At 61.6% G+C, this 11704-nt stretch carries 5 protein-coding genes; all 5 read left to right on the top strand.

What is annotated here, in order from left to right:
* The first annotated feature begins 191 nt into the window (after nucleotides 1–191).
* Nucleotides 192–3422, top strand: coding sequence for a maltotransferase domain-containing protein (locus FJQ55_RS22635; RefSeq protein ID WP_140832349.1), 3231 nt, complete (start codon nucleotides 192–194; stop codon nucleotides 3420–3422).
* Between the two features lie 3 nt (nucleotides 3423–3425).
* The gene (gene treS / locus FJQ55_RS22640; RefSeq protein WP_140832351.1) at nucleotides 3426–6722 is read left to right on the top strand and encodes a maltose alpha-D-glucosyltransferase; all 3297 of its coding nucleotides are present in this window, start codon (nucleotides 3426–3428) and stop codon (nucleotides 6720–6722) included.
* A gap of 2 nt (nucleotides 6723–6724) precedes the next feature.
* Nucleotides 6725–8932 carry a 1,4-alpha-glucan branching protein GlgB gene (gene glgB / locus FJQ55_RS22645; RefSeq protein ID WP_140832353.1) on the top strand — a complete coding sequence of 736 codons (2208 nt, stop codon included), beginning with the start codon at nucleotides 6725–6727 and terminating at the stop codon, nucleotides 8930–8932.
* 145 nt (nucleotides 8933–9077) lie between these two features.
* Nucleotides 9078–10961 (top strand): 4-alpha-glucanotransferase, encoded by a 1884-nt coding sequence (malQ, locus tag FJQ55_RS22650; RefSeq protein WP_140832356.1) that lies wholly within the window; start codon nucleotides 9078–9080, stop codon nucleotides 10959–10961.
* 132 nt (nucleotides 10962–11093) lie between these two features.
* Nucleotides 11094–11585, top strand: coding sequence for a DUF4142 domain-containing protein (locus tag FJQ55_RS22655; protein WP_140832358.1), 492 nt, complete (start codon nucleotides 11094–11096; stop codon nucleotides 11583–11585).
* Nucleotides 11586–11704 lie beyond the last annotated feature (119 nt).

The following is an 11704-nucleotide window of genomic DNA, read 5'->3' on the forward strand; positions in this document are numbered from 1 at the left end:
CCGGTTAGTTCATTGGGGGCCGGCGCGAACGGGCGGGGCGGGGCGGGGGGTTGGTAGAGTAGGCGCTCATGCTCGCGGAATAGGAAGGAACCACATCGGAGGGCATTTGTTTGCCACTCTGAGCTGAGGGCGCTGTCTTACTCAGAGACTCGCGAGTTCCGTCGAACGATACTGACGAGCAGGGAGACCGTATGAGCCACTTGAGGACCCCTGCCCGGGGAAATCCCCGAATCTATTATATCCACCCTTTGCAACTTGGTGGCCTTGCAGCTTGGATCGACGCCTTCGACCATGCGGCCGGGCTCGGGTTTACTGATGTATTATCAGCCCCGCTTTTCAAGCGCGGACATGGGGGCAGCGTATTCGCTGCGATTGACTTTGAGCAGCCAGATCCCGCACTGGACCTCGGTCCCTCGATAGATGACGCCATTGCCCTTCTCGCTTCTGAGGCGAGGAGCCGGGGGCTCAATTTCATGCTCGACCTGGTCTTGCAGCCTGCAGCACCACAGGAACCGCCGTACGCGCCTGACCCGCGTATAAGACCCATCGACTTGGGCGGGTCGTGGCCCAAATTCGATGATGAGATGGTCGCGCGGTGTGTGGATGAGTGGCGCAGTCGCATCGATCGTTTTATCGCAGCTGGAGCCGATGGATTCCGCTGCGTTCGGCTCGACTCGGTTACGGCTGAGGTATGGGATGCCGTCATTTCCGATTCAGGTCTGCGGAAGGATGGGCAAAAGCCGGACTACTACGCCTTCACGCCCGGGACCGATTTTGCGCTACGACGGGACCTGTCGGGGCGTGGGTTTGCTGGTTGCTTTTCGTCCTTTGCCTGGTGGGACTTGAAAGAGGACTGGTTCCAGGAGGAAGTCCGGTTGCAGCAGGCTTTCGGTCTGCAGATCCATTTCCCGGAAGCACCCTTCGCCAAACGGCTTGCTCATGGCATGGACAGCAGGGAAATCAGAGAGCGACGTTCATTGCGCGCCTTACAGGTTGCCGCATCTCTTGGGGGCGGACTGCTCATCCCCATGGGCTTTGAGTTCGGCGCCAGCCTGCCGCTCGATCCGACCTGTGGGAATGGCGGCGGCCTGCGCGCCTTGCGAGACGGTGGCTCGTTCGATCTCTCTGGCGAGATTCGTTCTGTGAATGCTGCTCTTGCGCAAGCCGAGGCTGGTCGTTCAGCCCCGGTCATCAGCATTGATGCCAATGGTCCGACGACCGTCATTATAAAGAGTGATGCCTTGGACTCGCGCCTCGCACGCACGATGGAGCTGATCGTCATTAACCGGGACCTCCGACGGCCAACGACGCTGCCGCGGCATGCCTTGCGCGAGCTCGTCTCGCCTTTCCTGCCCTCGGAGGACAAGGCCGGAGCCAGACTTGCGCCGGGCGAGGTAAGGCTGCTGGCGACGGTTCGGGCTAGTTCCATTAACGCCGCCGGCGCGGAAACGACGGCTGCGGACGCTGCGGCATCGGCCCGCATCGCGATCGAGAAGATCGCGCCGCAGGTCGATGGCGGACGCTTTCCCGTCAAGCGGATTGTCGGCGATATAGTTACGGTCGAGGCAGATATTTTCGCGGATGGACACGATGTTCTCGCTGCAGCGCTCTTCTTCCGCGCCGAGGATGAAGAAGTTTGGCGTGAAGGGCGGATGGCCTTAGTCGAGAACGACCGCTGGCGCGCGAGTTTCCCTCTCGACAGGAATGGCCGCTACGAGTTTTTCGTGGAAGCCTGGAAGAACCCTTTCGCCATCTATCGATATGAACTCGTGAAGAAGCACGACGCCCGGCTGGACCTGCGGCTCGAACTGCTGGAGGGCGAAGCGCTTGTCGAGCGGGCCGCCAGCGCTCCCGCAAAGGGCATGGATCCCTCTGCGCTCACGGAACTTAGGGCTCTGCTGGAGAAACTGCGGGCCTCCGAGGACAGGCAGAAGGTTGATCTGCTGCTCTCTTCTGAGGCCTCCCGGCTCATGGATCTCGCCGACCGGCGGCCGTTCAGCGCCCGCTCTGCCCCGCATCCCGTCGATGCCGAGCGGCGCCATGCTGCCTTTGCCAGCTGGTATCAGATCTTTCCCAGGTCCCAGAGTGGTGATCCCGACAGGCATGGCACCTTCGACGATGTCATCGCACGATTGCCGGCGATCCGTGAAATGGGCTTCGACGTGCTCTACTTCCCGCCGATCCATCCCATCGGGCGGACGAACCGGAAGGGACGCAACAACACGCTCCTTGCTGGCCCCGACGATCCCGGCAGCCCCTATGCAATCGGCTCTGAAGATGGCGGGCATGACGCCATCCACCCGCAGCTCGGCACGTTCGAAGATTTTCGCCGTCTTGTGCAGGCGGCTGCCCGAGAGGGCCTCGAGATCGCACTCGACCTCGCCATTCAGGCCTCGCCCGATCACCCTTGGCTTAAGGAGCATCCCGGCTGGTTCGACTGGCGCGCCGACGGAACGATCCGCTACGCGGAGAATCCGCCGAAGAAATACGAGGATATCGTCAATGTCGACTTCTATGCGCGGGATGCCGTGCCTGCGCTTTGGATAGAGCTTCGGGATATCGTGGAGCTTTGGATAGAGCAGGGGGTGACGCTGTTTCGTGTCGACAATCCGCACACCAAGCCTCTCCCGTTTTGGGAGTGGCTGATCCGCGATGTGAGGGCTCGCCATCCGGAAGCGGTTTTCCTGTCCGAAGCCTTCACCCGTCCCAAGGTCATGTACCGCCTTGCCAAGGTCGGCTTCTCACAGTCCTACACCTACTTCACCTGGCGCAACAGCAAGTGGGAGCTGGAGCAGTATATGCTGGAGTTGACCAAGGCCGAGCCGCGGGAGTTCTTCCGTCCCCATTTCTTCGTCAACACCCACGACATCAATCCGGATTTCCTGCAGAACGCGCCGAGGCCGGCCTACCTGATCCGCGCCGCCCTTGCCGCAACCCTGTCGGGCCTCTGGGGCGTCTATAACGGGTTCGAGCTCTGCGAGGGCCGGCCCGACGCGAAGCGGAAGGAATATGCGGATAGCGAAAAATACGAGATCCGCGCCTGGGATTACGACCGGCCCGGCAACATCAAGGCAGAGATCGCGATGCTCAACCGCATCCGTAAACAGAACCCGGCGCTGCAATCGCATCTGGGCCTGACACTGCTGAACGCCTCCAACGAGAATATCCTGTTTTTCGAGAAAGCGAGTGCCGGTCGCCACAACGTGGTGCTCGTCGCCGTCAGCCTCGACCCGCACAACGTCCAGGAGAGCGACATCGAGATCCCTCTCTGGCACTTCGGCATGGACGACGGCGGTACGATGGCACTCGAGGACCTGATCGGCGGCAACAGGTTCAGCTTCAACGGTAAGTGGCAGAGGATCAGGCTCAATCCTCAGCACTTGCCTTTCGCAATCTGGCGCGTCCGCGCCCGGGAGGTATGAGATATGGATACGGCGAATTTCACCCATGATGCTGCGAGCCAGGCATCCGATGCCCTGTGGTACAAGGACGCCATCATCTACCAGCTGCACATCAAGTCGTTTTTCGATGCGAATGGCGACGGGATTGGCGACTTCGAAGGGCTTTACCAGAAGCTCGATCACATCTCGGCGCTCGGGGTTACCGCGATCTGGCTCCTGCCGTTCTTTCCCTCCCCGCGGCGTGACGACGGCTATGACATTGCCGACTACAACAATGTCAGCCCGGACTACGGGACGATGGAAGACTTCCGCAAGTTCGTCCAGGCGGCACATGACCGCAATCTGAAAGTTATCATTGAACTCGTCATCAATCATACCTCCGACGAGCATCCGTGGTTTCAGAGGGCGCGCCACGCGCCGCCCGGAAGCCCGGAGCGGGATTTCTATGTGTGGTCGGACACGGACCAGAAGTTCCCGGAAACACGTATCATCTTTCTGGACACCGAAAAGTCCAACTGGAGCTATGATCCGGTGGCGGGTGCCTATTACTGGCATCGCTTCTATTCACACCAGCCGGATCTCAATTTCGACAACCCGCTCGTCATGGAAGAACTGCTGCGGGTGATGCGCCTGTGGCTCGAGACGGGCATCGACGGGTTCCGCCTCGATGCGATCCCCTATCTCGTCGAGCGCGAGGGCACGAATAACGAAAACCTGCCGGAGACGCATGTCATTCTGAAGCGGATACGCGCGGCGCTCGATGAAACGCATCCGGGTGTCATGCTGCTCGCCGAGGCCAATCAGTGGCCGGAGGATACGCGGGAGTATTTCGGCGATGGCGATGAATGCCATATGGCGTTTCATTTTCCGCTGATGCCACGCATGTATATGGCGATTGCCAAGGAAGACCGGTTCCCGATCACTGACATCCTGCGCCAGACGCCTGCCATTCCGGATAACTGCCAGTGGGCGATCTTTCTGCGCAACCACGACGAGCTGACGCTGGAAATGGTGACCGACGAGGAGCGTGATTACCTCTGGAGCACCTATGCGGCAGACAAGCGCGCGCGGATCAATCTCGGCATCCGCCGCCGCCTTGCGCCCCTGATGGAGCGGGATCGACGCCGCATCGAGCTGATGAACGCGTTGCTCCTCTCCATGCCCGGTACACCCGTTCTCTATTACGGAGACGAGATCGGCATGGGCGACAACATCTACCTGGGCGACCGCGACGGTGTGCGCACGCCGATGCAATGGTCGCCGGACCGCAATGGCGGCTTCTCCAAGGCTGACCCTGCACGCCTCGTCCTCCCTCCGATCTCCGATCCGATCTACGGATTTGAGGCGGTGAATGCCGAGGCTCAACTCGCAGACGCCCATTCGCTCCTCAACTGGACGCGGCGCATGCTGGCCCTGCGCGGGAGTTACCGTGCCTTTGGTCGCGGCACGCTGAGACTCCTGGCACCCAGCAACCGGCGCATCCTCGCCTATCTCCGAGAAGACGGGGACGATGTCCTGCTTTGCGTGATGAACCTCTCGCGTGTGCCGCAGGCGGTCGAACTCGATCTTTCGGCCTTTGAGGGACGGGTGCCGGTGGAGTTGACGGGCATGTCGCCTTTCCCGCCGATTGGCCAGCTCACTTACCTGCTGACCCTGCCGGCCTATGGCTTCTACTGGTTTCAGCTCAGTGCCGACGCAGATGGCCCGTCCTGGCGCACGGCACCACCGGAGCAGTTGACCGACCTGGTCACAATGGTCGTGCGCCGCTCCTTGACCGAACTGGTGGAAGAGCCCCAGCATCAGCAGGTGCTGAATACCGAACTGCTGCCGGCCTATCTCTCCAAGCGCCGCTGGTTCGGCGCCAAGGACCAGCCACTGCAATCTGCCCGTTTTGTCTCGGCAACGCCGTTGCCCTTTGCCGAGGGCGTGGTGCTTTGCGAAATCGAGGCGGTACTGCCGGATCATGCAGAGACCTACCAGCTTCCGCTCGCGGTCGATTGGGAGGGAGGGCCGCCGAACGTACTGGCCCAGCAGCTCGCACTGGCGCGTTTGCGGCAGGGCAAGCGGGTTGGCTTTCTGACTGATGGTTTCGCCATGGAATCGCTTGCACGCGGCATCCTGCAGGGGCTCTGCGACCGCTCGGTCACCACGGACCGCAATGGCAAGATCGAATTCCTGGGGACCGACGCGCTGGATTGCCTGGCGCTGGACGACGAGATGGCGGTCCGCTGGCTTTCGGCGGAACAGTCCAACAGCTCCCTGATCGTTGGGGATCTGGCGATGATCAAGCTCATTCGCCATGTGTTCGTCGGGATTCACCCGGAAGCGGAGATGACCCGCTATCTGACCAATGCTGGCTATGAGCACACCGCCCCGCTTCTAGGGGAGGTGGTCAGGACGGACACGTCGGAGCGGCGGTCCACTCTAATAATTGTACAAGGTGCAATTCCCAATCAGGGAGACGCATGGAATTGGATGCTCGCCAACCTGCGGCGCGTTGCGGACGAGATTGCCCTGACGGAGGCCCCGATCGAAGAAGCTTCAGAACAGCTGCGGCCGCTTCTCAACTTCGTCGCTATGGTCGGGACACGGCTCGGCGAAATGCATGTGGTGCTGGCCGCGCCGACGGAGGACGAAGCCTTCCGGCCCTCGCGCGCCGGAGCCGACGATGTGGAGGTGCTTCGCCGTGCCGTCACCGGGGAGGTCAACTATGCCTTCAGCAAACTGGAGGAACTTGGCGACGACGTGGATGCCGACATCCTCGCCGCCGCCCGGCCCCTGCTCGCCCGCCGCGAGGAGATCATGCGGTTTGCAGAGCGGCTGACCGCCAAGGCCGACGGTACGCTCCTGACGCGAGCGCATGGCGACTTCCATCTCGGCCAGGTCCTGGTTTCGGAAGGTGATGCGGTGCTGATCGACTTTGAGGGCGAGCCGGCCCGGAACCTTGCTGAGCGCCGGGCGAAGACCAGCCCCATGCGCGATGTCGCCGGTCTGCTGCGCTCGCTCAACTATCTGACGGCCACGGCCGAGCTGGATGCCGACGCGGTGACCGAACATAATGGCGGGCGCCGGCTGGCGGTCATCCGCGAGTTCGCAAGGCGGGCGGAGACGGTTTTCCTCGAAGAATACCGGCAGGCAACGAAGGCCTGTGCGGATCTGGCCTCTGACGAGGCCGATATCCGCAACCTGCTCGGCATCTTTCTCTTGGAAAAGGCGGCTTACGAGATCGCCTATGAAGCGCGCAACAGGCCGAAATGGCTGCCGATCCCGCTTGCAGGGATGACGGCCATCATCGAACAACTGCTCGACGAGGGTCAGTGATCATGGACGCGCTTCTCCTTTCGGGCGGCATTGCGCCGGAAGCCATCTCGGCTCTCGTCGAAGGCCGGCATGGCGATCCCTTCTCCATTCTCGGACCGCATGCCGGAGCCGATGGGGAGGTGGTGGTTCGAGCATTCCTGCCGGGTGCGGTCGGGCTGACGATCCTCGACCGCAGCAATGGTGCCCAGCTGGCGGTCGCCAGTCTCCTGCATCCGGCAGGGCTCTTCGCGGCGACGTTGACAGAGGGCGCCGCCTACCTGTTGCAGATACAATGGCCCGACGCCGTTCAGGTGACCGAAGACCCCTACAGCTTCGGTGTCCAGCTCGGCGATCTCGACCTGCATCTCATCGGTCAGGGCACCCACTACAACCTCACTCAGGCCTTGGGAGCCAACCCGGTCACCGTGGAGGGTGTCGAGGGGGTCCGCTTTGCCGTATGGGCACCGAACGCCCGACGTGTGTCCGTGGTCGGCGACTTCAACGCCTGGGACGGTCGCCGTCACCCGATGCGCCTTCGACAGCCGGTCGGCATCTGGGAAATCTTTGTTCCACGGCTGACAGCCGGGGAGCGATACAAATACGAGATCATAGATCAGCACGGGACCGTGCTGCCGCAAAAGGCCGATCCGGTCGGGCGCTCCGCCGAGGCTGCGCCATCCACCGCGTCCATCGTTGCTTCGTCGGCTCCGTTCGATTGGCATGATGCGGATTGGATGCGTAGCCAGCGCGAGCGCACGAAGATCGACGGTCCCATGTCCGTCTATGAGGTGCATGTCGGCTCTTGGGTAAGAGACCTCGCCGACGGCAATCGGTCGCTGGACTGGATCGAACTCTCTCAGCGCATGATCCCCTATGTGCGGGATATGGGCTTCACCCATATCGAGCTCCTGCCAATTATGGAGCATCCTTTTGGCGGGTCATGGGGCTACCAGCCGCTCGGCCTGTTCGCGCCGACGGGGCGATATGGCACGCCAGAGGACTTCGCCTATTTCATCGACCGCTGCCACGCCCACGGCATTGGCGTTATCCTCGACTGGGTACCCGCTCATTTCCCGACGGACATCTGGGGCATGGCCCGCTTCGACGGTACGGCGCTCTACGAACACGAGGATCCGCGGGAGGGCTTTCACAAAGACTGGAACACGCTGATCTACAATCTGGGCCGCAACGAGGTGAAAGGCTTCCTCATCGCCAGTGCCCTGGAGTGGCTGGAGCGCTACCACGTGGACGGCCTCCGGGTGGATGCGGTTGCATCCATGCTCTACCGCGACTACAGCCGCGCCGCCGACGAGTGGATTCCCAACAAATTTGGCGGCCGGGAAAATCTCGAATCCATCGAGTTTTTCAAGCATCTGAACAGCATTATCCACACACGCTGCCCTCACGCCTTCACAGTCGCTGAGGAATCGACGGCGTTTCCGGACGTGACCAGGCCGCCGGAAGAAGGCGGTCTCGGATTCGATCTCAAATGGAACATGGGCTGGATGCATGACAGCCTTCACTATGTGGAGGAGGACCCGGTCTATCGCCGGTATCATCACGGCTCTATCACCTTCGGCATGGTCTATGCCTATACCGAGCGGTTCATGCTGCCGCTCTCCCATGACGAGGTGGTGCACGGGAAGGGCTCGCTACTCCTGAAGATGCCCGGCGACGTCTGGCAAAAATTTGCGAACCTGCGCGCCTATTTCGGCTTCATGTGGGGGCATCCGGGCAAGAAGCTCCTGTTCATGGGCGGCGAGATCGGCCAGAGCAGCGAATGGAACCATGACGCGTCGGTGCATTGGGACCTCATCGATGATCCCATGCATGGCGGCTTGCAGCGATTGGTGCGCGACCTCAATCGCCTCTATGTTCAGCATGCAGCCCTTCACTATGGTGATATCCACCCGGATGGCTTCGAATGGGCTGTCGTGGACGATGCGGAAAACTCCGTCCTCGCCATGTTGCGCTACGACCGCGAGCGGCAGGGGGCGGTGCTGGTCGTCTCCAACTTCACGCCCGTGCCGCGGACCGGATATCGGATCGGCGTTTCCGGCGGCGGGTCGTGGCAGGTGATCCTCAACAGCGATGCCGGCGTCTATGGCGGTGCCAACAGCTATGTCGGAGACGCCACTGCAGAGCCTATCGCAGCCCACGGCCACCCGTTTTCGATCCAGGCCGATCTCCCGGCGCTGTCCACCGTCATGTTCCGGCTAACCCGGGAGTAAGGGATAGCGCTCGCCGCGTCCGGCGCTCCTGATCCGCCCGGTTACCGGTATGACACGGCCGTCTGTCCGCTAGCAGACGGTTCGGAACCAGGGGCAATCCGGGCAGTTCGCAGCTTCATCAGCAAATTGAAGAAGGGCGGCGGTAATGGACGGTTCAGAGGAGAAGCTCGATATCCTGGCTGATAAGCTCCTGACGAACGGTGTCCTCCCCGACAGTTACGAGGATCTTCAAGGTCTGGAGCAGAAAGTGGCGCGGGCCACCAGAAGAGAGATCACACAGGCTTTGGCCAAAGGTTCGCCTGAGGGAAAGATCCCGGCGGATTGGCCGAGGCCTGTCCTCGATCCCGGTGACCTGTCCCGGTGCTATGTTCCGAGCACGCCCTCTTCTGAGGGTTTCTGGGGGATTTCCACCCAGCTCTACGAGCTGCGATCAGCCCGCAACTGGGGTATCGGTGACTTCGAGGACCTGAAGAACCTTTGCTCGATCGCCGCAGACGCCGGAGCGGATTTCATCGGCCTCAATCCTCTGCACGCGCTGTTCCTGGCTCAGCCAACCCATTGCAGCCCTTACTCGCCCTCCAATCGGCGCTTCCTCAATCCACTCTATCTGGCGGTCGACAGGATTGCAGGATTCGAGAAATCAATGGCGGACGTTGAGGCGATCGCCTCTGCCCGGCGGTCGCACATTGTCGATTACAACCAGGTGGCCGCTCTAAAGCTCAGCGCTCTCAGCGTGCTGTGGCGGACATGGCAGAGCAGGGGCTTGCCAGACGCGCGCTTGTCAAAGTCCGTATTCGATGCCTTCGTCCTGGAAGGCGGGGATGCGCTTTTCGGACACGCCCTGTTTGAGGCCCTTTCGGCGGAGATGACGGAACAAGGCTACGGACGTGGGCCAAGTGAGTGGCCGCAGGATTTTCGTCGACGGGAAAACATCGCCGTTCACCAGTTCGCCGACGCCCATCAGGACGAGGTCCTCTTCCATATCTGGCTGCAGTGGTTGACTGCCTTGCAGCTTGAGGAGGTGGTGAATCATGCACGTGGCGCCGGGATGCAAGTCGGCCTCTATCTCGACTTTGCCGTCGGGGACGTGCCCGACGGTTCCTCTGTCTGGGCTGAGCCCGAGCTCGCTTTGCCGGGCCTTCATCTCGGTGCGCCACCGGATGCCTTCAGCGTCCAGGGGCAAGATTGGGGACTTGTGCCTCTGTCGCCTCTCCCGTTGATTGACCGCTCTCGCACAAACTACCGCGATCTCGTCGACCGGACCGCGCGTTATGCGGGAGCGCTCAGGCTCGATCACGCGCTCGGTCTCTGGCAATTCTTCCTCATCCCGGAAGGCGAGACAGCAGCCGAAGGCGGCTACCTTCGGTATCCCTTTCCCGAGCTCGTTGCAGACCTGGCCTCGGTGTCGCAGGAGCGCAAGACCATCATCGTGGGCGAGGACCTCGGCAATGTACCGCCCGGCTTCCGGGATGCACTGCGGAAAGCTGCGCTGCTGGGTTACAACGTGCTTTATTTCGGTGATGCCGAACCGGATACCGCGTCCGGTGACAAAGGCCCTTCGCTATCGCTCGCCTGTCTATCTACGCACGACCTGCCGCCTCTGCTCGGCTGGTGGAGGGCCGACGACATCGATTTCGCGAAGGAGCAGGGTTTTCTCGATGAGGAAACCGAACGGCGGGTGCGCGCGGAGCGTCGGCAACGCAAGACGGAGTTGCTGGAGGCAGCCGTGTCTGCCGGGGCGCTGCCAGAAATCGGGCGAGCGTTGGTGGATGAGGATATCCCGCCCCTGAACCTCGTCGTGGCATTGCATCGGCTGCTTTCTCGCACGGACAGTCTGCTGATCGCTGTACGGCTGGCCGACATGGTGGGCGAAGCCCGCTCGACCAATGTTCCGGGGACGCAGGACGAATATCCGAACTGGCGTTTGAAGCTCGAGGTGTCCCTGGAAGAGATGCCCGCGATGCAGTCGTTCAAGGCCATCGTTGATGCCATGCGGATGCGGCAGGCGCCTTTCTCCGAAGGCGGCTAGCTGCCTCGGTCTTGGCCATAGCAAACCATTTTCGTCATTGGGCGAAGAGGCAGGAACCCAGGCGGTTGAGCGCGGTTCGACTTTTTGGGTGGCAGATCAGCTTAGAGCCCCAGCGGGCGAGGAAAGAAAACCATGAACAGACGCAACCTCTTGATTTCGACTGCGGCCACGGCCGCCATGTTCCCTCTGACGGGTGCAGCTTTTGCGCAAAGCGGCACCATCGAACAGGCGAAGCTGGCGGCCCTTATGGGCGGCGACTTTGCCACCGCCACCAGTCAGCTCGCGCTGAAGAAGGGCAACCACGCGGCCGTAAAGACCTTCGCACAACTGGAGATCACCGAACAGGCGGCGGTCGCTGAGGCCTTCGGCTTCAAGCCAGGCTCCGCCGGCATCAGCCAGAAGCATGCCGCCATGCTTGAGAAGCTGCAGGCTGCCGAGGGTGCCGAGTTCGACGAGATGTATATCGAGGGCCAGATCGACGGGCATGAGGAACTGCTCGCAATTCACAAGAAGTATGCGCGGAGCGGCGACGATCCCATGGCGCGCGGTGCTTCCATGGTCGGCGTAACCGGGATCCAGTCTCATCTCGTGATGCTCAAGGGCATCAAGAGCATGATCGGCTGAGGGTTTCAGCAGTCGTGATATCCCCGGGACAACCAGCGGGCGCAGGAAGATCCGGCGCCCGCTGTCCGCGTCAAGGATGCAGATGCTCCGCAGGCCGTTGGCAGATTGCTCCACGGGAA

The organism is Rhizobium glycinendophyticum (assembly GCF_006443685.1).
GTDB classification, from domain to species: Bacteria; Pseudomonadota; Alphaproteobacteria; order Rhizobiales; family Rhizobiaceae; genus Allorhizobium; species Allorhizobium glycinendophyticum.